Source organism: Mesorhizobium sp. CA12, from assembly GCF_020165255.1.
Lineage (GTDB): Bacteria > Pseudomonadota > Alphaproteobacteria > Rhizobiales > Rhizobiaceae > Mesorhizobium.
The window spans coordinates 18,718-41,672 of sequence record NZ_JAIUHT010000022.1; the positions used below are offsets into that span (position 1 = coordinate 18,718).

Annotated in this window: 23 protein-coding genes and 1 pseudogene; 8 read left to right on the forward strand and 16 right to left on the reverse strand. The window is 65.6% G+C overall.

Annotated elements, in window-relative coordinates; genetic code table 11:
* Positions 1-9 precede the first annotated feature (9 nt).
* Both LB520_RS26395 and LB520_RS26400 read right to left on the reverse strand, forming a co-directional pair.
* Positions 10-987: a threonine/serine dehydratase gene (locus LB520_RS26395; protein WP_224639899.1), complete on the reverse strand. Its 978-nt coding sequence runs from the start codon at positions 985-987 to the stop codon at positions 10-12.
* Between the two features lie 318 nt (positions 988-1,305).
* A complete protein-coding gene (locus tag LB520_RS26400) occupies positions 1,306-1,629 on the reverse strand; it encodes a hypothetical protein (RefSeq protein WP_095770189.1) in 324 nt (107 codons plus the stop codon).
* A 177-nt stretch (positions 1,630-1,806) separates the two neighbouring features.
* Between LB520_RS26400 and mbfA the strand changes: the two genes are divergently transcribed.
* Positions 1,807-2,790 (forward strand): iron exporter MbfA, encoded by a 984-nt coding sequence (gene mbfA / locus LB520_RS26405; protein ID WP_224549729.1) that lies wholly within the window; start codon positions 1,807-1,809, stop codon positions 2,788-2,790.
* 174 nt (positions 2,791-2,964) lie between these two features.
* Here the strand turns inward: mbfA and LB520_RS26410 are convergent, their stop codons facing one another.
* Together LB520_RS26410 and LB520_RS26415 are read right to left on the reverse strand one after the other, a co-directional pair.
* Positions 2,965-3,309, reverse strand: coding sequence for an antibiotic biosynthesis monooxygenase family protein (locus LB520_RS26410; protein ID WP_140847106.1), 345 nt, complete (start codon positions 3,307-3,309; stop codon positions 2,965-2,967).
* Entirely contained in the window at positions 3,306-3,674 is a 369-nt protein-coding gene (locus LB520_RS26415; protein ID WP_224526185.1) for an NIPSNAP family protein, read from the reverse strand. The genes LB520_RS26410 and LB520_RS26415 overlap by 4 nt, the downstream gene beginning before the upstream one ends.
* Positions 3,675-3,842: 168 nt before the next feature.
* Here LB520_RS26415 and LB520_RS26420 point away from each other — a divergent pair, with 168 nt between their 5' ends.
* Positions 3,843-4,517 carry an ArsR/SmtB family transcription factor gene (locus tag LB520_RS26420; RefSeq protein WP_224639900.1) on the forward strand — a complete coding sequence of 225 codons (675 nt, stop codon included), beginning with the start codon at positions 3,843-3,845 and terminating at the stop codon, positions 4,515-4,517.
* A gap of 237 nt (positions 4,518-4,754) precedes the next feature.
* Here LB520_RS26420 and ligD read toward each other — a convergent pair whose 3' ends face one another.
* The 3 genes from ligD to LB520_RS26435 form a co-directional block, all read right to left on the reverse strand.
* Complete coding sequence (gene ligD, locus LB520_RS26425; protein WP_224639901.1) at positions 4,755-7,256, reverse strand: DNA ligase D; 2,502 nt, start codon at positions 7,254-7,256, stop codon at positions 4,755-4,757.
* 12 nt (positions 7,257-7,268) lie between these two features.
* Positions 7,269-8,132 carry a Ku protein gene (locus tag LB520_RS26430; protein WP_224526179.1) on the reverse strand — a complete coding sequence of 288 codons (864 nt, stop codon included), beginning with the start codon at positions 8,130-8,132 and terminating at the stop codon, positions 7,269-7,271.
* A gap of 81 nt (positions 8,133-8,213) precedes the next feature.
* On the reverse strand, positions 8,214-8,720 hold the full coding sequence (locus tag LB520_RS26435) for a ferritin-like domain-containing protein (RefSeq protein ID WP_095770182.1): 507 nt from the start codon (positions 8,718-8,720) through the stop codon (positions 8,214-8,216).
* Between the two features lie 397 nt (positions 8,721-9,117).
* Here LB520_RS26435 and LB520_RS26440 point away from each other — a divergent pair, with 397 nt between their 5' ends.
* The 4 genes and pseudogenes from LB520_RS26440 to LB520_RS26450 form a co-directional block, all read left to right on the forward strand.
* A complete protein-coding gene (locus LB520_RS26440; RefSeq protein WP_095770181.1) occupies positions 9,118-9,264 on the forward strand; it encodes a hypothetical protein in 147 nt (48 codons plus the stop codon).
* Positions 9,265-9,266: 2 nt separating this feature from the next.
* On the forward strand, positions 9,267-9,392 hold the full coding sequence (locus LB520_RS29225) for a hypothetical protein (RefSeq protein WP_263483834.1): 126 nt from the start codon (positions 9,267-9,269) through the stop codon (positions 9,390-9,392).
* A 68-nt stretch (positions 9,393-9,460) separates the two neighbouring features.
* Positions 9,461-9,907 (forward strand): thiol-disulfide oxidoreductase DCC family protein, encoded by a 447-nt coding sequence (locus tag LB520_RS26445; RefSeq protein WP_224526174.1) that lies wholly within the window; start codon positions 9,461-9,463, stop codon positions 9,905-9,907.
* A 29-nt stretch (positions 9,908-9,936) separates the two neighbouring features.
* Positions 9,937-11,529, forward strand: a pseudogene (locus LB520_RS26450) (DUF4166 domain-containing protein); the annotation flags it as partial.
* Positions 11,530-11,573: 44 nt separating this feature from the next.
* Here the strand turns inward: LB520_RS26450 and LB520_RS26455 are convergent.
* The 3 genes from LB520_RS26455 to LB520_RS26465 form a co-directional block, all read right to left on the reverse strand.
* Positions 11,574-11,951: a DUF1850 domain-containing protein gene (locus tag LB520_RS26455; RefSeq protein ID WP_224526172.1), complete on the reverse strand. Its 378-nt coding sequence runs from the start codon at positions 11,949-11,951 to the stop codon at positions 11,574-11,576.
* Positions 11,948-14,074, reverse strand: coding sequence for a TRAP transporter permease (locus LB520_RS26460; RefSeq protein WP_224639902.1), 2,127 nt, complete (start codon positions 14,072-14,074; stop codon positions 11,948-11,950). The genes LB520_RS26455 and LB520_RS26460 overlap by 4 nt, the downstream gene beginning before the upstream one ends.
* Before the next feature lie 227 nt (positions 14,075-14,301).
* Entirely contained in the window at positions 14,302-15,261 is a 960-nt protein-coding gene (locus tag LB520_RS26465; RefSeq protein ID WP_224639903.1) for a TAXI family TRAP transporter solute-binding subunit, read from the reverse strand.
* Positions 15,262-15,523: 262 nt separating this feature from the next.
* Here LB520_RS26465 and LB520_RS26470 point away from each other — a divergent pair, with 262 nt between their 5' ends.
* Positions 15,524-15,892, forward strand: a complete 369-nt coding sequence (locus LB520_RS26470; protein WP_095770177.1) for a YciI family protein — start codon at positions 15,524-15,526, stop codon at positions 15,890-15,892.
* A 10-nt stretch (positions 15,893-15,902) separates the two neighbouring features.
* Complete coding sequence (locus LB520_RS26475; protein ID WP_224611242.1) at positions 15,903-17,150, forward strand: RNA polymerase sigma factor; 1,248 nt, start codon at positions 15,903-15,905, stop codon at positions 17,148-17,150.
* On the opposite strand, the gene LB520_RS26480 is transcribed toward LB520_RS26475, so the two are convergent.
* From LB520_RS26480 to hrcA, 6 genes are all read right to left on the reverse strand, one after another.
* Positions 17,147-17,776 carry a glutathione S-transferase family protein gene (locus tag LB520_RS26480; protein WP_224639904.1) on the reverse strand — a complete coding sequence of 210 codons (630 nt, stop codon included), beginning with the start codon at positions 17,774-17,776 and terminating at the stop codon, positions 17,147-17,149. The genes LB520_RS26475 and LB520_RS26480 overlap by 4 nt on opposite strands.
* A 109-nt stretch (positions 17,777-17,885) precedes the next feature.
* On the reverse strand, positions 17,886-18,866 hold the full coding sequence (gene cysK / locus LB520_RS26485) for a cysteine synthase A (RefSeq protein ID WP_224639905.1): 981 nt from the start codon (positions 18,864-18,866) through the stop codon (positions 17,886-17,888).
* A gap of 188 nt (positions 18,867-19,054) precedes the next feature.
* Positions 19,055-19,672: a LysE family translocator gene (locus tag LB520_RS26490; RefSeq protein ID WP_140645935.1), complete on the reverse strand. Its 618-nt coding sequence runs from the start codon at positions 19,670-19,672 to the stop codon at positions 19,055-19,057.
* Positions 19,673-20,023: 351 nt separating this feature from the next.
* Positions 20,024-21,364: a PQQ-dependent sugar dehydrogenase gene (locus LB520_RS26495; protein ID WP_224639906.1), complete on the reverse strand. Its 1,341-nt coding sequence runs from the start codon at positions 21,362-21,364 to the stop codon at positions 20,024-20,026.
* A gap of 121 nt (positions 21,365-21,485) precedes the next feature.
* Positions 21,486-21,683, reverse strand: coding sequence for a hypothetical protein (locus LB520_RS26500; RefSeq protein WP_095767926.1), 198 nt, complete (start codon positions 21,681-21,683; stop codon positions 21,486-21,488).
* A gap of 71 nt (positions 21,684-21,754) precedes the next feature.
* A complete protein-coding gene (gene hrcA, locus LB520_RS26505) occupies positions 21,755-22,837 on the reverse strand; it encodes a heat-inducible transcriptional repressor HrcA (protein ID WP_095767927.1) in 1,083 nt (360 codons plus the stop codon).
* Between the last annotated feature and the right edge of the window lie 118 nt (positions 22,838-22,955).

Below are 22,955 nucleotides of genomic sequence, written 5' to 3' on the forward strand. Positions count from 1 at the left end.
GCCGCGCCTCTAAGCCGCCGCCATGATCTCCGCATAGGTGCCGAAATCGACATTGCCGCCGGAGAGCACCACGGCAACGCATTTGCCGGCAAGGTCGATCTCGCCGGATGACAGCGCGGCAAACGCGACGCAGCCGCCGGGCTCGACCACCAGCTTGAGATGGGCCATGGCGTCGCGCATCGCCTGGGCGGCCGCCTTGTCAGAGACGGCGATGGCGCCGGCGAGATTCCGGCGGTTGATCTCGAAGGTGATGGCGCCCGGCTCGGCGGTGAGCAGCGCATCGCAGATCGAGCTGTGGCCGGGCTCGTTCGCGACCCGCTCGCCCTTGGCCAGCGAGCGGCGCGTGTCGTCGAAATGCTCGGGCTCGACCGCCCAAACTTGCGTGCTCGGCGAAGCGTCCTTGACCGCGACGGAAATGCCGCTCGACAGGCCGCCGCCGCCGCAAGGAACGACGACGGCGTCGAGGGCCACGCCAAGCGCTTTCGCCTGCTTGATCAGTTCCAGGCCGATCGTGCCCTGGCCGGCGATGATCGCCGGATCGTCGAAGGGTGGCACCAGCGCCATGCCCTTTTCGATATAGGGGCGAACGACCGCCATGCGGTCGTCCTTGTAGCGATCGAACGGCACCACTTCGGCGCCCATCTTGCGGACATTGCCGATCTTGAGCGCCGGCGCATCGGCCGGCATGGCGATCACCGCCTTGGCACCGAACATGGCGGCCGAGGCCGCCACGCCTTGCGCGTGGTTGCCGGACGAGAAGGCGACGACGCCGCGGCCGCGCTCTTCCTCGCTCAGGCTCGACAACTTGTTGTAGGCGCCGCGGATCTTGAAGGAGCCGGTGCGCTGCAGCGTCTCGGGCTTGAACAGAATGCGGCCGCCATAGCGCTCGTTTAGCTCTGGCGATTCGATGAGCGGCGTTTCGACGATCAGGCCGGAAAGCCGCTCGGCGGCGGCGCGGATGTCGGAGATGCCGGGCAGGGTGAGCATGATGGGCCTCGCGGGATGAGCACCGTCATGGTGCACGCAAACCGAGGCGTCGCGCCAACGAAAAAATGTGATGGAGACAAGGTTTTGGAAGATGCGCCAGCGGCTGTCACCTTCGTCATTCCAGGGCGGAGCAAGGAGCGGAGCGACGCGCGCAGACCCTGGAATCCATGCCGTGACGTCCGTGACGCGCGAAAGCGGACCAGAATTGGGTCGCCTTTCACAGCGAATTTGGAACGATTGTTCTGCACCGCCGCATTCTACGGCAGAAGTCATGGCATGGATCCTCGGGTCAAGCCCGAGGATGACGAAAGCGCAGGTTCACCCCAACAGCGTCTTCGTCCTTTTGCTGCCGCCCAGCTTGCGCCAGGAGTTGAAGCGGTGGGTGGCGGCGGCGAAGGATATCTTCATCTGCTGCGAAACCGTGTAGCGCGACTTGCCTTCGTCGAACATGCGGTAGCAGCACTCGGCGCCTTCCTCGGTCAGCTTGCCGTCCGGCGTCTTGTTGTGCGGGTTGGCCGGGTCGAATTTATCGAGCTGTTCCTCGACAAGACCTTTCAGGCGCTGCAGGTCGGCCTCGATGCTGGCGATGAGATCGAGAACCGGCTTGGCGTCAAATGCGTGCGGGGGCTTCTTGTCCGTCATGCCGGGCGTCCTTCAATTTCGGTGGCGGTCAGTTATATAGGCAAACATTCGGCAATAATGAAGGGTTTGATCTCCGCGGGATCAGCATTCGCGCGCCCGCAGCCCGCGCCGTTGGCAATTGACCTTCAACTGCCAAAATCATAGTTTAGAACAATTCTAAACTAGAGTGATCCCATCATGCTTTCCCGTGTTTTCGGCTTCGGCCGCCGTTCCTTCGATTCGCTTTCGGAGCAGGAGATCCTGGCGCTGGCGATCTCCTCCGAGGAGGATGACGGACGCATCTACCGCGCTTATGCCGATGGCCTGGCGCAGGACTTTCCGCAATCGGCAAAAGTGTTCGAGGCGATGGCCGAGGAAGAGGACGGCCATCGCGATTCGCTCATCGAGCTTCACCGCAAGCGCTTCGGCGAGCGCATCCCGCTGATCCGGCGCGAGCATGTGAAAGGCTATTTCGAGCGCAAGCCGGACTGGCTGGTGAGGCCGCTCGGCATCGAGCATGTGCGGCGGCAGGCCGAGGAAATGGAGCGGCAGGCCTATCGCTTCTATGTCGAGGCGGCCAAGCGCACCACCGACGCCTCGACGCGCAAGCTGCTCAATGACCTCGCCGCGGCCGAGCAGGGTCATGAAAGCTCGGCGCATGAATTGGAGCAGCAGCATGTGCCGGGAACCGTCAAGGTGGAGGAGGCGACGGCCGAGCAGCGCCAGTTCATCCTCACCTATGTGCAGCCCGGGCTGGCTGGGCTGATGGACGGCTCTGTGTCGACGCTGGCGCCGATCTTCGCCGCGGCGTTCGCCACGCACGACACCTGGCAGACGCTTCTGGTCGGCCTCGCCGCCTCGATCGGCGCCGGCATCTCGATGGGTTTCACCGAGGTCGCCTCTGACGACGGCAAGCTGTCGGGGCGCGGCTCGCCGATCAAGCGCGGGCTGACGGTCGGCCTGATGACTTCGCTGGGCGGCCTCGGTCACGCGCTGCCCTATCTGATCCCGCATTTCTGGACGGCCACTGCCGTGGCGGCGGTGGTGGTGTTCTTCGAACTCTGGGCGATCGCTTTCGTGCAGAACCGTTACATGCAGACCCCCTTCTGGCGCGCCGCCTTCCAGGTGGTGCTGGGCGGCGCGCTGGTGTTCGGGGCGGGCGTGCTGATCGGGAATGCGTAGCTCTTTACCTTCTCCCCTTGTGGGAGAAGGTGGCCGCGAAGCGGCCGGATGAGGGGTGCTCCAGCGGAGTGAGACGCCGGCAAACGTGCCGTCTCCTCCGGCGTCGCCAAGCTGGAACACCCCTCATCCGTCGCCTTCGGCGACACCTTCTCCCACAAGGGGAGAAGGGGGAGCCTACCCATTCACCTCGCGGCTATCCTGCGGCGCCTCGGCCCTTTCCTCCATCCCGTAGTCGCGCATGACATGGGCGATGCGCAGACGGTAGCCGGCAAAGATGCCGCCGCGCCCGGCTTTCTGCGCCTGCCGGTGCTCCTCGGTGTTGCGCCAGGCCTTCACCGCTTCCTCGTCGCGCCAGAAGGACAGCGACAGCACCCGCCTGGGGTCGGTCAGGCTCTGGAAGCGCTCGACCGAGATGAAGCCGTCGATGCTCTCTAGCAGCGGCTTAAGCTCGGCGGCGATGCCGAGATAGGCATCGCGCTTGCCTTCCGCCGGCTCCACCTCGAAGATGACAGCGATCATGTCTCGACCCCTTCCTTGACAACCACGTCGGTGCGAAAGACCTGTCTCGGCCCGTGCGGCCCGGACACCAGCTTCAGGAAGACGCGGTCTTCCTTCAAGATGAATTTCTCGCGCCGCGCGAATTCATAATTTGCCTTGCCCGCCGGGTCGGCGGCAAGCCGGGCGCGATAGCCTTCATAGGCCGCGAGGCTCTCGATGTTGTAGGCGGCATAGGCCGTGGTGGCCGAGCCTTCATGCGGGGCGTAATAGCCGATCAGGTCGGCGCCGCAGCGCGGAATGGCCTGGCCCCAGGCCCGCGCATATTGCTCAAAGGCCGCCTTGCCGAACGGGTCGATCTCGTAGCGGATGAAGCAGGTGATGGTCATGTCGGTCTCCTCGTCCGTTGAGTTTTGACGACGATGGTTAGACCGCGGTCGAAACATCGCTTGTGCCTTTGTGCTAGGCATTCTCCTGTCAGGAGAGTTTGCCGCGCTGCTTGAGCCGACCGCAGAATAGTGCTTCCCTGACAGGAATGCTTCGATGAGGATCGAACCATGCGTGAAGGACCCGACATCGCCCGCATCGCCAGCCTGGTCGGCGACCCGGCCCGCGCCAACATGCTGAACGCCCTGATGGGCGGTACGGCGCTGACGGCGTCGGAACTGGCGCTGGAAGCCGGCGTGTCGCTGCCCACCGCTTCCTCGCATCTGTCGAAGCTGATGGATGGCGGCTTGCTGACTTTGGCCAGCCAGGGCCGACACCGCTATTACGGTCTCGCCGGCGCGCAGGTGGCCGGCATGATCGAGGCGATCATCGGCGTCGCCGAAGCGGTCGGCCCGAAGCGCGTGCGGCCGGGACCGCGCGACGCTGCCATGCGCGTGGCGCGGGTCTGCTACGATCACCTGGCCGGCGAGCAGGCGGTGGCGATGCTCGACCGGCTGCTCGACAGGAAGCTTTTGCTGCGCGACGACAACCAGATCAGGCTCTCGCCGTCCGGGGCCGCGCATTTTTCCGCGCTCGGCATCGAGACCCACGCCAAGGCGCGGCGGCCGGTGTGCCGCGCCTGCCTCGACTGGAGCGTGCGGCGCTCGCATCTGGCCGGCACGCTTGGTGCGGCCATCCTCGACAAGATCATCGCCGAGAGATGGGCACGGCGCGAGAAGGACAGCCGCGCCGTGGTGTTCTCGCCGACGGGCAGGCAGGAGTTTGAGCGGGTGTTTCTGGCGTAGGGTCACGCGCAAGCGATACCTTCGCAATGTCGGCGCGAGGCGCCCCCCTCTGGCCTGCCGGCCATCTCCCCCTCAAGGGGGGAGATTGGCAGTTCTGGCTCTCCGCCATTCTTGCAACGTTGGAGATTGGCGAAACCGGCTGAGCGATTAATCTCCCCCCTAGAGGGGGAGATGGCCGGCAGGCCAGAGGGGGGCGCGAAGGATCGCGGCTTTGCCGGCTCTGCCGTCCACGCAAACCTACCCCCGCTTCAGTGGCTTCCCTTGCTTGAAGAACTCCTTCCACGGATCGGCCTTCTTCAGCTGTGCCAGCGTGGAAGCATCCCCAAGCGGGAACGCATTCGGCGCCAGGCCTTTCTTTATCTCCGGCCAAGTCGCCGGCATCGATATCGTCGCGCCCTTCTTGGCGCGCGAGGAATAGGGCGCGACGGTGGTCGAGCCCCTGCCGTTGCGCAGATAGTCGACGAAGATCTTGCCGGTGCGCGCCTTCTTCGACAGCGTCGCCGTGTAGCGGTCGGGCGCGGCCTGCTCGAGCGCGCGGGCGAAATCATGGGCGAAATCCTTGACCTCATCCCACCCCGCCGACGGCTTCAGCGGCACCAGCACGTGATAGCCCTTGCCGCCTGAGGTCTTGACCAGGTTCGGCAGCGACAGCTCGTTGAGCTGCTCGTGGATGTCGAGCGCGGCCTCGCGCACGCGGCCGACATCGACGCCTTCGTCAGGATCGAGATCGAAGATGATCTGGTCCGGCTTTTCCAACTTATCGATCGTCGAGCCCCAGATGTGCACCTCGACCACGCCGTACTGGACAAGCGCCGCCAGCCCGTCGAAATCCTTGATGAACAGTATCTCCTCGCCATCGGTCGGATCCTTCATCCTGGCGATCTTGTCGCTCATGCCGGGCGAGGCGTGTTTCTGGAAGAAGCGCTGGCCGTGGATGCCGTCCGGTGCCCGCACCAGGCTCAGCGGCCGGTTGACGACGAATTCTGCCATGCGCGGCCAGACCAGCGCGTAATGATCGAGCAGGTCCCGCTTGGAAACCTTTTCGTCGGGCCATAGCAGCTTGTCGGGATGCGAGAGCTTGATCGAGGTCTTCGCCGTTCCGGCCGAGGGTTTCGGTGCGGTCTTTGCACCCGGCTTCGCCCCGGTTTCGGCCTTCTTCGGCTGTTCCTGCACGACTTCCTCCGCCGGCTTGTCCTCGCGCAACCCCTGGAACGAGGCGTGCCGGATTATACGGTCGGAAGTCCAGCTGCGGAACTCCACCTCGCCGACAAGTTCCGGCTTGACGAAGGTGAGGCCCTTGCCCTTGGGCACGGCGGCCGAGAACGGCGAGGCCGTCGCCTTGAGGCCGTCGAGCTTCTTCTTCAAATCCGTCATCACCTTGCCGGAAAAGCCGGTGCCGACACGGCCGGCATAGTGCAGCTTGCCGCCTTCGTTGAAGCCGACCAGCAGCGAGCGCAGGCCGCGCCCGGTCTTGTCCGAGGGCAGATAGCCGCCGATGACGAATTCCTGGCGCAGCGTGCATTTGGATTTGATCCAGGAGAGCCCCCGCCCACTGCGGTAGGGCGCGTCGGCGCGTTTCGATACCACGCCTTCCAGGCCCATCCGGCAGACATGCTGCAGCATGACCTTGCCCGGCTCGTGGAAATGGTCGCTGAAGCGCAGCGCCGAATGTTCGGGCTGCTGGCCCAGCAGCTCTGCCAGCGCCTGCTTGCGTTCGACCAACGGTTCGCGGCGCAGGTCCTTGCCGTCGAGCCGCATCAGGTCGAAGACATAGTAGACGAAGCGGTCGGCGCGTCGGGCCGACAGGTCCGCCTGCAGCAAGGGGAAGGACGAGATGCCGCTGTCGGCCAAAACCACGATCTCGCCGTCGATGATGGCGTCGCGGCATTTCAGCCTGGCAAGCGCAGCGGTGACAGGACCATCGAATTTGTCCGTCCAGTCGAGACCGGCGCGAGTGAGCAGCCGGACCTCGCTGCCGGCGATCTGCGCCTGCATGCGGTAGCCGTCGAATTTGACTTCATGCAGCCAGTCCTCGCCGGCGGGCGCATCCTTTTCCAGCGTCGCCAGCTGCGGCTCGATGAATTCGAGACGCTTGCCAGGCCCGGCCTTGGTCTTGGCGGCAGCCGGCCTGTTGGATTGCCAGACTTTCGGTGTCTGCCCCCTGGCGGTCTTGCCTTCGCCCACCTCCTCGATGGTCAGGCCCGACTTCACCGATTTCGGTTCCTCCTCGAGAACATCCTCGCCGGGCCGGGCGGCGGCATCGTCGGATTTGATCAGCAGCCAGTTGTCGCGCTTCTCGCCCGGGCGGGGCCGCAGCCTGACCAGATGCCAGCGGCCGTTGAGCTTGTGGCCCTCGAGCTCGAAGTCGATATGGCCCTTCTTCATGCCCTTGGCCGGATCGCCATCCGGCGTCCACTTGCCTTCGTCCCAGACGATCACCGAGCCGCCGCCATATTGGCCTTTCGGAATGGTGCCTTCGAAGGACGCGTAGTCGATCGGGTGATCCTCGACATGCACGGCCAGCCGCTTCTCATGCGGATCGAGGCTCGGGCCGCGCGTCACCGCCCAGCTCCACAAGACGCCGTCATGCTCAAGCCGGAAATCATAATGGAGCCGCGTGGCGGCATGCTTCTGGACGACGAAGATGCCGCCGCCTTGCTTTTGCCTGCCGACCTTGCCGGCCGGCTCGGCGGTCTTCTTGAAGTCGCGCTTGGCGTGATACTGCTCGAGGCCGGCCATGCCGCCATCCTCCTATGCGGATTTGCGTTTTGGCGCGGCCTTGCTCTTGCTTTTCCCGGCCGCCGCTTTCGATGTGGCCTTGCCGGCTTTGCCGCCGCCTTCCGCGTTCAGGCTCTTCTTCAACGCATCGAACAGGTTGACCACATTGGACGGCTTTGGCTGCGCCTTGGCCTTGGGCGCCTTCTTGCCCGCCTTCTTGGCGCGGATCAGCTCGAGCAGCGCCTCCTCGTAGCGGTCGTCGAATTTCGACGGGTCGAACTTCGTCTTCTTGCCGTCGATGATGTGCTGGGCCAGGTCGATCATCTCCTTGTCGGTCTTCGCCGCTGCGATGTCCTCGAACACCGTCGCCGGCCGGCGCACCGTGTCGTCGTAGCGCAAGGTGGTCAGCACCATGCCCTTGCCGAGCGGCTCGATCGCCACCGGCCGCTCGCGCCGATAAAGCACGATGCGCGCAAGCCCCGCCATCTTCCTGGCCGCCATCGCGTCGCGGATGACGGCGAAGGCTTCTTGCGACACCTCGTCCGCCGGGGAAACATAGTAGGGCGTGTCGAGGTAGATCTGCTCGATCGAGGATTTCTCGACGAAGCCGTCGAGGCTCATCGTGTGCGAGGATTCGATCTGCACCGCCTCGATCTCGTCCTCCTCGATATGGACGAAGTCGCCGTCGCTCACCTCATAGCCCTTGACCTCGTCGCCCTCTTCAAGCGGCTTGCCGGTGCCCGCATCGACATAGATGCGCTTGACGGTGTTGCCGGTCTTGCGGTTGAGGATGCGGAAAGAGACCTTCTCGGCCTGGGTCACGACGTTGGTGAGCTCGATGGCGCATGTGACCAGCGACAGTTTGAGATAGCCCTTCCAAGCCGGGCGTGGTGCCATTGCGAACTCCTGCGCGATGCGGTTTCAATCGCAACGGACAGGGGTTCGCTTGGGTTCCGGGCGGGCTGGCCACGCAGCCTGCTATTCGGCGGCCTGCAGGTTGACCTTGCTTTCCGCGATCTCGGTGAGCTTGCGGTCCGTCGCCTCTTCTTCCTTGAGGTTCTTGGCCAGCACGTTGGCGCAGTCGCTGCGGCCGAGCTGCTTGGCCCAGGCGATCAGCGTGCCGTAGCGCGTTATCTCATAGTGCTCGACGGCCTGGGCGGAGGCGATCAGCGCAGCGTCGAGGACCTCCTTGTCGTCGACATCGCCGCTAACTTCGTCAGCCTCCGCGAGGATGCCGTCGATGGCCGGGCAATTGACGGTCTTGGCCTTGACGCCGTGCAGCTCGAACACCTGCTCGACCCGCTCGATGTGACCCTTGGTCTGCGCGAGATGCTTCTCGAAGCCGCCCTTCAATTGCGGATCGGTCGCCTTGTCGATCATTTTCGGCAGCGATTTCTCGATCTGCTTCTCGGCATAATAGATGTCGCGCAGCGTGTGGATGAAGAGGTCGTCGAGAGTCTTGATGTCTTTCGAAAAGAAGCCCATGGCGGTTGCCTTTCCATGTTTCGCATTGTCGGGAAGTTGCGCGGCAGAGGGCCGCCAACACGGCCGGTTCGCCCCCGGCCTTGAGGGGTCAACGTCGTGTTCCGGGACAGGTTCCTGCCCGACCAGGCGCACGAAAGGAATTCCCTGTCACCGGCCGGACGTGAAACAGATGCGCGCGCAAGCGACATCGGAACGAAACATATGTGATGCAAAAGTCACACGGAGCGGAATCGCGACGAAAGGCGCCGAAAGACCCCGAATCAGCCGCAATCCCGCCACGAAGCAACGTGTTTCGGACCAGAAATTAACATCACGTTCACCGACTATTCACGCCTCGACGCTATGCTCTCGAACAATTCGGACGGGACATCCGAAAGCGGGACAGGGACCAGGTAAAATGAACTTCTGGAATCACATCGCCGGCTATGCCGCAGCCATTCGCGAATTCGTCGCACCGACCTATCGGCCGGAGCGCTATTACATGCGCGGCCCAGGGCCGGCCTGCGCGCGCCGCGGCAACTCGCTGGGCGTCGGCGTGAACTGATCATGACCCGCGAACGAGCCCACCATGACCGCATCTGCCGGCCGGCCGCCGACCAGCGCGCCACCACCTATCGCGCCGAGCGGTTGACGCTCGCCGGCAACTGGCGTGCGACAACGCCGCGACTTTGACGCCGCCGCCGGCTGCCTTAGTGTCTCCCCTAGCTTAGTGCCTAGGGTCACAAGCAGCCGGGGCCGCCATGACCGACCTGCCCGAACGTCCCATCTTGCCGCGCCGGGCCTATGACGCCCGCCAGCCGCTGATCGTGTTCGACGGCGTCTGCGTGTTTTGCTCGGGCTTCGTTCAGCTCATCCTCAAGCTCGACCGGAAAAGACGTTTCCGCTTCGCCACCGCGCAGTCGCCGCTCGGTGAGGCGCTGTTTCGCGAGCACGGCCTGCCGACCGACGACTACGACAGCAACCTCGCCATCATCGACGGCGCGGCCTTCACCAAGCTCGACAGCTTCGTCGCCGTCATGGACGCGCTCGGCTGGCCATGGCGCTCCGCGAAGGCGCTGCTCATCCTGCCGCGGCCGCTGCGCGACTGGCTTTATGACCGCGTCGCCAAGAACCGCTACGCGCTGTTCGGCCGGAAAGACACTTGCGAGATACCCTCGGCCGAGTTGCGGGAGCGATTGATCGGCTGACGGCGGTTACGGCAGGCTTGGGGCAAGGCATGAAGCTTCTCATCGTCGGCGGCTACGGCACCTTCGGGGGACGCATCGTCCGATTGCTGGAGAACGAGCCACGCCTCGAGCTCATCATCGCCGGCCGGTCGCTCGCCAGGGCCGAGGCTTACTGCAAAGGACGGGGCGCGACCGAGGCCAGGCTCGTGCCGGCGGCATTCGACCGCGACGGCGACCTTGCCGCGCAACTCGCCGGCATGCTGCCCGACATCGTGGTCGACGCCAGCGGTCCGTTCCAGGCCTATGGCGAGGGGCGCTACCGGCTGGTCCAAGCCTGTATCGGTGCGCGCATCCACTATCTCGACCTTGCCGACGGTTCGGACTTCGTCGCCGGGGTATCAGCCTTCGACGCGGCGGCCAAGGCGGCGGGCGTAATGGTGCTCTCCGGCGTGTCGAGCTTTCCTGTGCTGACGGCGGCGGTCGTGCGGCGCCTTTCGGCCGGCATGGTGCGTGTCGACGGCATCCGCGGCGGCATTGCGCCATCGCCCTTCGCCGGCGTCGGCGAGAACGTCATCCGCGCCATTGCAAGCTATGCCGGCCGGCCGGTGCAGATGCTGCGGGGCGGCAGACCGGCCGAAGGTTATCCGCTCACCGAGCAGATGCGCTATACGATCGCGCCGCCCGGGCGCGTGCCGTTGAGAAACACGCTGTTCTCGCTGGTCGACGTGCCGGATTTGCGCGCGCTGCAGGCATTGTGGCCGGAAACGAAGATGATCTGGATGGGCGCCGGCCCGGTGCCCGAGCTGCTGCACCGGGCTCTGATCGGCCTGGCTTGGCTGGTCCGCGCTGGCCTGGTGCGGTCGCTGTCGCCGCTGGCGCCGCTGATGCATTGGGCGACCAACAGGCTGTCATGGGGCGAGCATCGCGGCGGCATGTTCGTCGAGGTCAACGGCGTGGACGAGGCCGGCAGGCCGATCAAACGGTCCTGGCACCTGTTGGCCGAGGGCGATGACGGGCCGCTGATCCCGTCCATGGCGGTCGCGGCGATCATCCGCAAGGCGCTCGACGGCCGCATGCCCGCGCCGGGCGCCCGGGCGGCAGTGCGCGACGTCGAGCTCACGGAGTATGAAACGCTGTTTGCCGGCAAGACGATTTGCACCGGCTTCAGGGACGAGACCGGCAAGGGGAAGGCGCTCTATCCCGATCTGCTCGGCGATGGGTGGAAAAGCCTTCCGGCTGAAATCCGCGCCATGCATGAGGGAGCGGCGATGGCGGACGGACGCGCCAGCGTGGAGCGCGGTAGCGGTATTCTTAGCCGGCTTGCCGCCCGCATGGCCAGCTTCCCACCTGGCGCGGCCGATGTCCCCGTCAAGGTGCGTTTCGCTGCCGACGGGCACGGTGAGACCTGGACGCGGACTTTCGCAACGCACGGTTTTTCGAGCCGGCAGTTTGCCGGGCGTGGCCGATCGGAGCGGCTGCTTTGCGAGCGCTTCGGCCCGCTCACCTTCGCCATGGCGTTGGTGGCGGGCAAGAACCGCCTGTCGCTCGTGCTGCGCCGCTGGAGCTTTCTCGGCCTGCCGCTGCCGATGTGGCTTTGTCCGCGCTCGACCGCGTACGAAACCGTCGAGGACGGCCGCTTCCGCTTCCATGTCGAGATATCGCACCCGGTCGCCGGGCTGATCGTGCGCTACCGCGGCTGGCTCGAGCCGTCGCACGGTTCGAGCACGGTGGGTTCGCCGGCCGTCTCGCCCAATTCGCGGCAGCCGGCGGCCGTGCACAGCGTCCAACCCTTCCCGGTGGCGCCGGACGCCGCGAGCACCAGGCGCGGCTGGGGCCCTATCCGCGGCGCATAGACCCACCAGCCGCTGCGCAGCATCGAGCCCTCCGGCGGCTCCATGCCGGCGCCGGAGCCCTTGACCCGCGCCTCAACGACCTGCAGCCCGGCCGGCAACACTTTCCAATCCTCCTGCCAGCGCGTCCGTTCCACCGAATGCGTCCAAGACAGCGTGAAGGCGGCGACGGCAAGCGTCACCGTCTTGCCGGCGGCGAGGATGCACAGGCTCATGCGGTCCCGGCCGTGGATAGCCGGCGGGCGCGCCACCAGTGCCAGCCGATCCAGACAAACGCCAGCGCCCAGCCGGTCTCGTCGGTGAGCGGCAATGCGGCCACCAGCAGCAGGCCGGCGCAGAACGCGACGAGACGCTCCCACCAGGCCATGCGGCGGGCGAGGAAGCCGACGGCGGCGGCGCCCCAGAGCACGATGCCCATGCAGGCCTTGATGAGGATATAGCCGACCTCGACGGGATAGCCGAACGACGCCGCGATGGGACCGGCGTCCTGCAGCATCAGCGCCGGCGTGTAGACGGCCATGAACGGCACGACGAAGCCGGCAATGGCGAGCTTGGTCGCCTGAATGCCGATCTTGAGGCCGCTTTCCTTGGCCATGGGTGCTGCGGCAAAGGCGGCAAGCGCCACCGGCGGGGTCAGGTCCGCCATGATGCCGAAATAGAAGACGAACATGTGGCTGACCACCAGCGGCACGCCGAGCGACAGCAGCGCCGGGCCGGCAAGCGAGGAGGTGATGATGTAATTCGGGATGGTCGGAATACCCATGCCGAGAACCAGGCAGGTGAGCATGGTCAACACCAGCGACAGGAACAAATTGTTCTCGCCGATGGAGATGATCCAACCGATGAAGGTGGAGGCGATGCCGGTGAGCGTCAGCGTGCCGATGACGATGCCGACGATGGCGCAGGCGATGCCGACGGGCAGGGCGTTCTTGGCTCCTTCGGCAAGCGAGTCGACGCAAATGCGCAGCGTCTCGCGCCCGCCCTTGAAGGCGAGGCAGGCGATGACGAGCGCCGCGATGACGAGGCTCAGCACATTGACGCCGAAGCGCATGAAGGACGCCGCGGCAAGCCCGAGCGCCAGCCAGAAGACGAAGCGAAAGGCAAGCGGTCCGATCAACGCTGCCAGCGGCGTGCCGAGGATGAGCACGACGGTCAGCGCAAGGCCCATCGTGCCGGCGAAGATCGGCGTGTAGCCGGCAAAGAGCAGATAGACCAGCACCGCGAGCGGCAGCACGAGTGGCCAGTGCTTCCTGACCGCCTCCCACGGATTGGGCAGCTCCGCCTTGGCCATGCCGTGCAGGCCGGCCTTGCCGGCTTCCAGATGCACCTGCCAGAAGCAGGCGCCGAAATAGAGCAGCGCCGGAATGATCGCCGCCTTGACCACCTCGGCGTATGGGATGTTCAGCGTCTCGGCCATGATGAAGGCGACGGCTCCCATCACCGGCGGCATGATCTGGCCGCCCATCGATGAGGTCGCCTCGACCGCGCCGGCGAAGGCGGAGCGGAAGCCGAAGCGCTTCATCAGCGGGATGGTGAACTGGCCGCTGGCGACGACATTCGCGACGCCCGAACCGGAGATGGTGCCCATCAACGCCGAGGACAGCACGCAGACCTGGGCCGGGCCGCCGCGCCACGAACCGACGAGACCGAGCGCGAAATCGTTGAACAGCGCGATCATGCCGGCCCGTTCGAGGAAGGCGGCAAAGACGACGAAGATGAAGATATAGGCCGCCGAAACATAGACCGGCGTGCCGTATATGCCTTCGGTGCCATAGGCGAAGGTGTCGACAAGCTGCGCGAAATCATAGCCGCGATGGATGAAGGGCGGCGGCAAATGATTGCCGACGAAGCAATAGGCGAGGAAGATGAAGGCGATGACCGCCAGCGGCAGGCCCATCAGCCGTCTGGCGGCTTCGAAGACCAGCACCACCAGCAGTGCGCCGACGATCAGGTCCGGCGTGGTGAGGAAGCCGGAGCGGCGGATGAGGTCGGCATAGAAGACCCAATTGTAGAGGCCGGTGGCGAATCCCAGCACGCCGAGCGTCCAGAACACTGCTTTCGCCGCGGCGCTCCTGGCGCGCAGATTGGCGATCAGGCCGAAACCGAGCAGCAGCAGGAAGCCGACATGCATGGCCCGCACTACCTGGCTGGGCAGGCTGCCATAGGCGGCGATGTAGATCTCGAAGACGGAAAAGGCGACCGCAACCAGGAACGCCGCCTTGCCGGCGAGGCCTTCACCAAAACCGGGCGGCAGACCTTCGACTTGTTCCTCGGCGACGGGAAGATGGAACGTGGGCGGGTTGCCGTCGCTTGTTGTTGCGGGCTTGGCTTCGCTCATCCGGCGGGCTCCAAGACGAACGAATGACAGTGCGAGCCACCCCCCTCTGCCCTGCCGGGCATCTCCCCCGCAAGGGGGGAGATCGGAAGCGTCAATGACGGCGCTCTTCCTGCTACATCGGCGATTGGCGAAGCGCGCGGCGACAGCCAATCTCCCCCCTTGCGGGGGAGATGGCCGGCAGGCCAGAGGGGGTTGTCTGGCGAAGACATCTCAGACTGCCGCGTCCCCTACTTCAGCAGCCCTTTTTCCCTGTAATATTTCTCCGCGCCGGGATGCAGCGCCACGGGCATGCCGTCCAGCGCCTTGGCCGGATCGATCGCCTTGGCGGCGGCATGGGCGGCTACCAGCTGGTCGAGATGCTCGAACAGCAGCTTGGTCATCTGGTAGGCGGTCTCGTCGGAGACGTCGGCCCGGGTAATCAGGAAATTGCCGACCGCGGCGGTCGCGACATCCTGCGTCTGGCCTTCATAGGTGCCTTTCGGGATAACCACGGAAAGATAGGGCGCGCCGATCTTGGCGACGTCCTCGGCCGGCACGGCGACGACGTTGATGGGAACCGAGGTGGCGAGATCGCGGATGGAAGCGACGCCGAGGCCGGCCGACTGCAAGGTGGCGTCGAGCTGGCGGTTCTTGATCAGCTCGACCGACTCGGCGAAGGGCAGGTATTCGACCCGTCCGAGATCCTCGTATTTGAGACCGGCGGCGGCGAAGATGGCGCGCGCGTTGAGCTCGGTGCCGGAGGCAGGCGCGCCGACCGACAGGCTCTTGCCCTTGAGGTCGGCGAGCGTCTTGATGCCGGAGTCCTGGCTGGCGACGATCTGGATGTAATTGGGATAGATCGCGGCAATCCCGCGCAGCTTGTCGAGCTTGCCCGGGAAGCCGGCCTCCGTGTTGCCTTCGGCAGCCATCTTGACCGAATCGCCGAGCGCAAAGGCGATCTCGCCCTTGCCCTGCTGCAGCAGGTTCAGGTTCTCGACCGACGCTTTGGTCGCCTGAACCTGCGTGCGGGCGCCTTCGATGCCCTTGCCGTAAATCTCCGACAGGGCGACGCCGAGCGGATAGTAGACGCCGGACGTGCCGCCGGTGAGCACATTGATGAATTCCTGCGCCCCGGCCGACACGGCGCCAAGGCCGAGCGACAAGGCCAGCGCGCCGGCGGCAATAGATTTGGTCCTGAAATTGAACATCGCGATTTCCTCCCTGAAAATGTCGGCCCGCAATCCGCCCCCTCCCGGCGAGCCCGCGACGAGTTTAGACGGCGGAAAGCAAATGCCAACCCGCAATTGCGTGCGTTAGACCAATGGTTGAGAGTGGCAAAAGGAGCCGATCGACCGGCACATCAGCGGCGCGGCAAAAAAAGATTCTCGCGGCGGCCTGTCGAAATCGGCCGAGGCCGCACGACATAGGCCGGCACGCGACGATGCGGCCCTCAAGAAACGGGAGAAGACCATGCGATACATGCTTTTGATCTACAATGACGAGGCCGCGATGGCGAACGTGTCGAAGGAGCAGACCCAGCAGGTGCTCGCGGCCTATGGCGCCTATACCGAGGCGCTGAAGAAATCCGGCGCGTACATCGCCGGCGAGCGGCTGCGCCCGACGCAGGCGGCCACCGCGGTACGGATGGCGAACGGCAAGACCAACGTGCTCGACGGCCCCTATGCCGACACCAAGGAGCAACTGGCCGGCTTCTATATGATCGAGGCGGCCGACATCGACACGGCGATCGAATGGGCCGCGCGCTGCCCCGCGTCCAGCACCGGCACGGTCGAGCTGCGGCCGATCTGGGAAATGGCTGAATACGTAGCAGCCGCATAGCGATCCTACGATGCATGATCGCTCGCAGATCGCGCGGGCGGCCGCCGAAGCGGCCGCCCGGCGCAGCTACGGCAAGCTGGTCGCCTGGCTGGCGGCGCGCACGCGCGATGTCGCCGGCGCCGAGGACGCGCTGGCCGATGCCTTCGCCGCCGCGCTCGAACGCTGGCCGCGAACCGGCGTGCCGGCGCAGCCCGAAGCCTGGCTGCTCGCCGTGGCGCGGCGGCGCGACGTGGACGCCGTGCGGCGTCGCCTGACCGGCGAGGCGGCGCGCGATCATCTGCAGCTGATCGCCGAGGAGATGGAGGAGCGCGTGCGCGGCGAAGACCTGCCCGACGATCGATTGCGGCTGATGTTCGCCTGCGCCCATCCGGCGATCGAGGCCAGCGTGCGCGCGCCGCTGATCCTGCAGACGATCCTCGGTTTCGACGCCGCGACGATCGCCTCGGCCTTCCTGGTTTCGCCGGCGACTATGGGCCAGCGGCTGGTGCGGGCCAAAGCCCGCATCCGCGAGACAGGAATTCCGTTTCGCGTGCCGGAGCAGGCGGAACTGGGCGAGCGGCTGGGCGCGGTGCTCGAAGCGATCTACGCCACCTTCGCCGAGGGCTGGTCGGATCCGACCGGCACGGACAGCCGCCGGCGCAATCTCGCCGCCGAAGGCATCTGGCTTGGACGGCTGGTCGCCTCGTTGATGCCCGACGAGCCGGAGGCGCTCGGGCTGCTGGCGCTGATGCTGTTCGCCGAGGCGCGCCGCTCGGCGAGACGCGGCCCGGAGGGGGATTTCGTGCCTTTAGCCGAGCAGGACATCGCGCTCTGGGACGACCGCCTGATCGACGAGGCGGAGGTCTTGCTGGTGCGCGCCGCGCAAAGGGGCATCATCGGCCGCTACCAGCTGGAGGCCGCTGTGCAGTCCGCCCATACGGCGCGCCGGCGCGGCAGCGGCACCGACTGGGCGGCGATCCGCCAGCTGTATGACGCGCTGCAGGCCGTGGCCGGCTCGCCCGTGGTGGCGATCAACCGCGCGGTGGCGATCGCCGAAACCGAGGGCGCTACGGCCGGCCTAGCGGCGCTTTACGTGCTGGGCGACGACAAGCGGCTGCAGGACTACCAGCCCTATTGGGCGGCCCGCGCCGGGCTGTTGGCCAGGCTCGGCAACACCAAGCAGGCGGCAGAATCCTACGACCGGGCGATCGGCCTCGAGCGCGACGCCGCGCTGCGGCGTTTCCTGCAGGGCGAGAAGGCGAAGCTCGTCAGGAACTAGCTTTCGGGCCACATCTCGTGCGATGCGTTCAGCTTGCGCATCAGCTCATTCTCGCGCAGCCTCGCCCACAGGCGTTCGATGTTCGGCCAGGCGCCGCGCGCCTTCTGGACCTCGGGATGCCAGGCCACCAGCATGACGAGGTAGATGTCCGCCAGCGACAGCGTCTTGCCGGCCAGCCAGTCGCGGCCGGCCAAAGCCTGATCGAGAATGGCAAAGCCGCGATCCATCTCGGCGACCGCCGCCTGCTTAACCGGCTGCAGGCCGTCGCCATCGGCGGTGTAGCGATGGGCATAATAGAGCCGCAGCACCGCCGGGTAGAGCACCGACGACATGAAAGCCAGCCAGCGCAGGAAATCGGCGCGGGCGGGCGAGCCCGCTTGCGGCGCGAGACGAGCTTCAGGGTGGCGCTCGGCAAGCAGGATGCAGATCGCCGCAGATTCGGTCAGCGAATGACCGTCCGGCAGTGTCAGCACGGGCACCTGGTTCAAAGGGCTGATGGCGAGGAAGGCCGGATCCGGCGGATCCTTCTTGGGCACGTCGATCTGCTCGAAGGGCACGCCGGCCATGGCAAGCGCGGCCTCGGCGACGAAGCCGCCGCTGTTTGGGCGCGTATAGAGCTTGTACATGAAAATCCTCCCACCGGCCGATTGGGCCGGCGGCGATATGAGCCGGAAGCGGCGCCTGCCTCAAGCCGCCGACGAATGCCACCGGCGCCTTTTCAGCGGTCCAGTCCGTTCAGGCCCCCAGCCCGTCGAACAGGATGGTCGAGAGATAGCGCTCGGCGAAGGAGGGGATGACGACGACGAGGGTCTTGCCCTTGTTCTCCGGCCGCGAGCCGACGACGATTGCCGCCTGGAGTGCCGCGCCCGACGAGATGCCGACCGGAACGCCTTCGAGCCGGGCGACGAGACGCGCATTGGCGACCGAATCCTCGTTCGAGACCCTGACGACCTCGTCATAGATCGAGGTGTCGAGGATTTTGGGCGCAAAGCCTGCGCCGATGCCCTGGATCTTGTGTGGGCCGGGCTGGCCTCCCGACAGAACCGGCGAGGCTTCCGGCTCGACCGCCACGACGTGCAGCGAAGGCTTGCGCTTCTTCAGCACCTGGCCGACGCCGGTGATAGTGCCGCCTGTGCCGATGCCGGCGACGAAGATGTCGACTTCGCCATTGGTGTCGTTCCAGATTTCCTCGGCCGTGGTGCGGCGGTGGATTTCGGGATTGGCCGGGTTCTCGAACTGCTGCGGGATGATGGCGTTGGGTAGCGTGGCTGCGAGCTCGTCGGCCTTGGCGATGGCGCCCTTCATGCCTTTCGGGCCCTCGGTCAGCACCAGCTCGGCTCCGAGCAGCGCCAGCATCTTGCGGCGCTCGACCGACATCGTCTCCGGCATGGTGAGGATCAGCTTGTAGCCCTTGGCGGCGGCGGCGAAGGCGAGCGCGATGCCGGTGTTGCCGGAAGTCGGCTCGATCAGCGTGGTCTTGCCGGGCGAAATTTTGCCGGCCTCCTCCAGCGCCTCGATCATGGCGACGCCGATGCGGTCCTTGACGGAGGCGATCGGGTTGAAGAATTCGAGCTTGGCCAGAAGGTTGGCGACGATGCCCTTTTCCTTCGCGAACTTGCCCAGCCTGACCAGCGGCGTGTCGCCAATCGTCTCCGTGATCGAGTTGAAGACGCGGCCGCGGCCGGGCACGCGCGCGGAGGTGACGGGCTTGTTCATTGGTTTCGCTCCCAAGGCAATGGCACAGGCAGACAGAATAAGGCTTTCAGCCGCGCAAGATAGGCTGAGGCTGGAAAATATCCGAGTGGGGCGGTTGCTCAAAAGCGCCCGCGGCCGGAAATGCATTTTCCGCCAAGCCGGGTTTCAGGAATAGTTTGGCCGAATCCGGGATCGGTTGAGATTGGAACCTATTGACGCGCCGCTATGGCGGCAGCCGCGCCCATCATGAAGCCGGCGGCGGTGCGGTTCAGCACCTTCAGCGCGCGCGGCGATTTCAGGAACCAGCGCGCCTTGGCCGCGAGCGCCAGATAAGGCACCAGCACCACGAACAGAACCGCCACGGTGAGCATCGCAAGAATCGCGTAGTCGGCGAGCGTGATCGTCTTCAGGTCGACGATGGTCGGCGTGATGGCGAGATAGAAGATCATCGTCTTGGGATTGCCGAGCGTCACCGTCAGCCCGGCGATGAAGCTCGACACCAGCCCGCCTTTGGCCTTCCGCGCCTCGACGGTCTCGGGCGTGATGCCGCTGGTCCAGAAGCGCCAGGCGAGGAAGGCGAGATAGGCGACGCCGGCCCATTTGATGGCGAGGAAGACCATGCCGAAGGTCTGCGCGACGAAGGCGAGCCCGAGCACGACGGCGGTGAGATAGGTGAGGTCGCCGAGCATCAGGCCGAACGACATGGCGAGCGAGGACCGGAAGCCGGAGCCGAGCGCGCGGGCGACAAGCGCCGTGACGCCGGGGCCCGGAATGGCGGCGGCGACGCCGAGCGCGGCGCTGTAGGCAAGGAATCCGGTGAGTGTCATTGGTTCTGGCCTGGCGTATGTGGGGCTGGGTTTTTATCACGATGCCGGATCGACGGTAATTCCCTCGCACTGGAATTCGTTACGCCAGCGCGACTGGCACGGGCATTTGGCCGGTCGCCCGGCGGGCGCCTTGGAGATTGGCTGGAGCGTCCCAACCTCGTCATCCACGGGCGGAGCAAGGAGCGAAGCGACGCGCGCAGACCCGAGGATCCATTCCGTGACCTCCGAGCGCCACAACGGTGCAGAATTCTGCGCCGCTGCACTCTTTGATCAGGGTCACGGAATGGATTCCAGGGTCTCCGCGACGCCGCTTCGCGGCTGCTCCGCCCTGGAATGACGAGGTTGGGGGAGCTACCCACCATATGTAATACGCCAGATCGTCCCGTTGCCGTCCTCGGTCAGGATCAGCGCGCCGTCGCTGGCCACGGCGACGCCGACCGGCCGGCCCCAGACCGCGTCGTCGGATATGACGAAGCCGGTGGCGAAGTCCTCGTATTCGCCGGTCGGCTTGCCGTCCTTGAACCTCAGCCGCACCACCTTGTAGCCGGTGCGGACATTGCGGTTCCACGAGCCGTGCAGCGTGAGGAAGGCGTCGCCCTTAAAATCGGCCGGGAAGTTGGCGCCATCATAGAAGGCGATGTTGAGCGGCGCCGAATGCGCCTGCATCAGCACGTCCGGAACCGTGACCTTGCCGGCGAGATCGGGGCGGGCGCCCTCGTGGCGCGGGTCCTCATTGTCGCCGATATAATACCAGGGCCAGCCATAGAAGGCGCCTTCCTTCACGGCGGTGGCATATTCGAAGGGGGTGTTGTCGCCAAGCTCGTCGCGCTCGTTGACGACGCACCAGAGCGCGCCTGTCTCGGGCTGCATGGTCATGCCGGAACAGTTGCGCAGGCCGGTGGCGACCGTCCTGCGGTTGTTGCCGTCGGGGTCGAAGGCCAGCACGTCGGCGCGGCCCTGTTCCGGACCCCAGGCCTCGCCCAGCGGCTGCGATTTCGTCCACGCCTCGACACCGCCCTTCGGCTTCGCGCCCATGTCCTCGGCGATATTGGAGCCGGAGCCGACCGACAGATAGAGCGTCTTGCCGTCGGGCGAGAAGGCGATGTCGCGCGTCCAGTGGTGGCTGGCGGGGACTTTGGCGACGATGGTTTCCGGCTTGCCAGACGCTTCCAGGTCACCCTCGCGATAGGGGAAGCGGACGACGCTGTTGCTGTTGGCGACATAGACCCATTGCGGCTTGTCGCCCGGCGGATAAAAGGCGATGCCGTAGGGCCGGGTCAGGCCCTTGGCGAAGATCGACTCCTGTGCAGGCTTGGCGCTGCCTTCTGCGAGGCGATAGACGCGCACCTGGCTCGCCCGGCTGTCGGCAACGAAGAGGTCGCCGTTCGGCGCCACCCGCACGACGCGCGGACTGTCGACGCCCGACGCGATCAGCTCGGCGGAAAAGCCGGGCGGAAGCTTTGGCTTGGCATCCTCGGGACGATCGGTGACGCCGCCGCCGTTGGAGGCGGATTCCGTCATATCGGGTTTCGGCAAATCCTCAGGTTTCAGCAGCCGGCGCACGCCCGGACGGTCGGCTTTCCAGTCGCCGAAAGCTTTTTCGCCGCTGAGCAAGGGCTGATCGGTCTGCTGCGCAAAGGCAGCCGTGGCAAAAACCAGTGCGAGGCCCGCAAGGCCGGCGATCCGCATCATGCTGTCCTCCGTCTCTGCCACTATGTCCCGCCTTCGGGTGCCTCAGTCGATAAGGCCCCGGAGATAGAACATATTGGGCTAACGATCGAAAAGAGAAGCTCGCGCACGTGACTTGCCGGCCTCAGGCCTCTTCGGCATCCAGATCGTCGTCGAGGCGCTTTTCCAACTCGACGAGATCAGCCGGCAGGGGCAGGCCCATGGCGCGCATCTCCCTCAATTTCTCGCGCAGCTGCTCCTGGATCTCGTGCTCGTCCTCGGGCTGGTTCACCATTTCCTCGAGCAGCAGGCTGATCTGGGCCTTGAGCGATTCCAGCGCCATGTTCTTCTCCTTTGCTCCCTCAGCTGTGTCGAGGTTCAGGTCAGGCCGGCCTCACCTGAATATCGATACACCTAACGAAGCATGCGGGAAATCAGTTGTGCAGTGTAATCGACCATCGGCACGATGCGGGCGTAGTTCAGGCGGGTCGGCCCGATGACGCCAAGCGCGCCGACGACGCGGGCGTCCTTGTCGCGATAGGGGGCGACGACCAGCGAGGAGCCGGACAGCGAAAACAGCTTGTTCTCCGAGCCGATGAAGATGCGCACGCCCGGCCCCTCTTCGGCGAGATCGAGCAGCTGCAGCAGTCCGTCCTGGGTTTCCAAATCCTCGAACAGATGGCGAAGCAATTCGATGTCCGCTTGGGCGGTGACGTTTTCCAGGAGATTGGCGCGGCCGCGCACGATAAGGCGCGCCGGCAGGCCGCTTTCGGCGCCGGCCCAGACCGCGAGGCCTTTCTCGACCAGATCCTGCGACAGCGTGTCGAGGGCCGCCCTTGTCTCGTCCTTGATGCGGGCGATTTCCGCCCGCGCCTCGGCCAGCGTCCGGCCACGGATATGCGCATTGAGGAAATTGGACGCTTCGTGCAGCTGGGACACGGTGGTGCCGGCCGGCAGGTCGACGACGCGGTTCTCGACATCGCCGTTCTGCGACACCAGCACGGCGAGTGCCTTTGCGGGCTCGAGCTGGATGAATTCGATGTGCTTCAGCGCCACCTCGTGCTTGGAGGCGAGCACGAGGCCGGCGCCGCGCGACATGCCCGACAGCATCTGGCTGGCCTCGGTCAGCATATGCTCCAGCGTCGCGCCCGAGCCGGAGGCGCGCACCTGCGCCTCGATGGTGCGGCGCTCGTCGTCGGAAAGGTCGCCCAGCTCCATGAAGGCGTCGACGAAAAAGCGCAGGCCGGTCTGGGTCGGCAGCCGCCCGGCGGAAACATGCGGCGCGTAGATCAGCCCCAGATGCTCGAGGTCGCTCATCACGTTGCGGATGGTGGCGGGCGACAGCGAAGAGGGCAGGATGCGCGACAGGCTGCGCGAGCCGACCGGCTCGCCGTCGCGCAGATAGGAATCGACAATCCGCCGGAAGATATCGCGCGAGCGCATGTCGAGTGACTGAAGTACCGGCGACTGCGACGTCGGATCGACTGGTTTGTTCATTCCGGCGAGAAACCTCCTTCCGAAAGATATAGACTTAAGCTACGGCGGCGCAACCCGGTGCCGCGCTCGCGGTCACCTAGCGCCGCGTTTGCGGTCACCGGTGGCGCGTTTGCGGTCA

Bases quoted from the DNA above. Each gene is read 5' to 3' on its own strand.
- LB520_RS26395 (WP_224639899.1), bottom strand. From the start codon at position 987: ATGCTCACCCTGCCCGGCATCTCCGACATCCGCGCCGCCGCCGAGCGG.
- LB520_RS26400 (WP_095770189.1), bottom strand. From the start codon at position 1,629: ATGACGGACAAGAAGCCCCCGCACGCATTTGACGCCAAGCCGGTTCTC.
- mbfA (WP_224549729.1), top strand. From the start codon at position 1,807: ATGCTTTCCCGTGTTTTCGGCTTCGGCCGCCGTTCCTTCGATTCGCTT.
- LB520_RS26410 (WP_140847106.1), bottom strand. From the start codon at position 3,309: ATGATCGCTGTCATCTTCGAGGTGGAGCCGGCGGAAGGCAAGCGCGAT.
- LB520_RS26415 (WP_224526185.1), bottom strand. From the start codon at position 3,674: ATGACCATCACCTGCTTCATCCGCTACGAGATCGACCCGTTCGGCAAG.
- LB520_RS26420 (WP_224639900.1), top strand. From the start codon at position 3,843: ATGCGTGAAGGACCCGACATCGCCCGCATCGCCAGCCTGGTCGGCGAC.
- ligD (WP_224639901.1), bottom strand. From the start codon at position 7,256: ATGGCCGGCCTCGAGCAGTATCACGCCAAGCGCGACTTCAAGAAGACC.
- LB520_RS26430 (WP_224526179.1), bottom strand. From the start codon at position 8,132: ATGGCACCACGCCCGGCTTGGAAGGGCTATCTCAAACTGTCGCTGGTC.
- LB520_RS26435 (WP_095770182.1), bottom strand. From the start codon at position 8,720: ATGGGCTTCTTTTCGAAAGACATCAAGACTCTCGACGACCTCTTCATC.
- LB520_RS26440 (WP_095770181.1), top strand. From the start codon at position 9,118: ATGAACTTCTGGAATCACATCGCCGGCTATGCCGCAGCCATTCGCGAA.
- LB520_RS29225 (WP_263483834.1), top strand. From the start codon at position 9,267: ATGACCCGCGAACGAGCCCACCATGACCGCATCTGCCGGCCGGCCGCC.
- LB520_RS26445 (WP_224526174.1), top strand. From the start codon at position 9,461: ATGACCGACCTGCCCGAACGTCCCATCTTGCCGCGCCGGGCCTATGAC.
- LB520_RS26455 (WP_224526172.1), bottom strand. From the start codon at position 11,951: ATGAGCCTGTGCATCCTCGCCGCCGGCAAGACGGTGACGCTTGCCGTC.
- LB520_RS26460 (WP_224639902.1), bottom strand. From the start codon at position 14,074: ATGAGCGAAGCCAAGCCCGCAACAACAAGCGACGGCAACCCGCCCACG.
- LB520_RS26465 (WP_224639903.1), bottom strand. From the start codon at position 15,261: ATGTTCAATTTCAGGACCAAATCTATTGCCGCCGGCGCGCTGGCCTTG.
- LB520_RS26470 (WP_095770177.1), top strand. From the start codon at position 15,524: ATGCGATACATGCTTTTGATCTACAATGACGAGGCCGCGATGGCGAAC.
- LB520_RS26475 (WP_224611242.1), top strand. From the start codon at position 15,903: ATGCATGATCGCTCGCAGATCGCGCGGGCGGCCGCCGAAGCGGCCGCC.
- LB520_RS26480 (WP_224639904.1), bottom strand. From the start codon at position 17,776: ATGTACAAGCTCTATACGCGCCCAAACAGCGGCGGCTTCGTCGCCGAG.
- cysK (WP_224639905.1), bottom strand. From the start codon at position 18,866: ATGAACAAGCCCGTCACCTCCGCGCGCGTGCCCGGCCGCGGCCGCGTC.
- LB520_RS26490 (WP_140645935.1), bottom strand. From the start codon at position 19,672: ATGACACTCACCGGATTCCTTGCCTACAGCGCCGCGCTCGGCGTCGCC.
- LB520_RS26495 (WP_224639906.1), bottom strand. From the start codon at position 21,364: ATGATGCGGATCGCCGGCCTTGCGGGCCTCGCACTGGTTTTTGCCACG.
- LB520_RS26500 (WP_095767926.1), bottom strand. From the start codon at position 21,683: ATGGCGCTGGAATCGCTCAAGGCCCAGATCAGCCTGCTGCTCGAGGAA.
- hrcA (WP_095767927.1), bottom strand. From the start codon at position 22,837: ATGAACAAACCAGTCGATCCGACGTCGCAGTCGCCGGTACTTCAGTCA.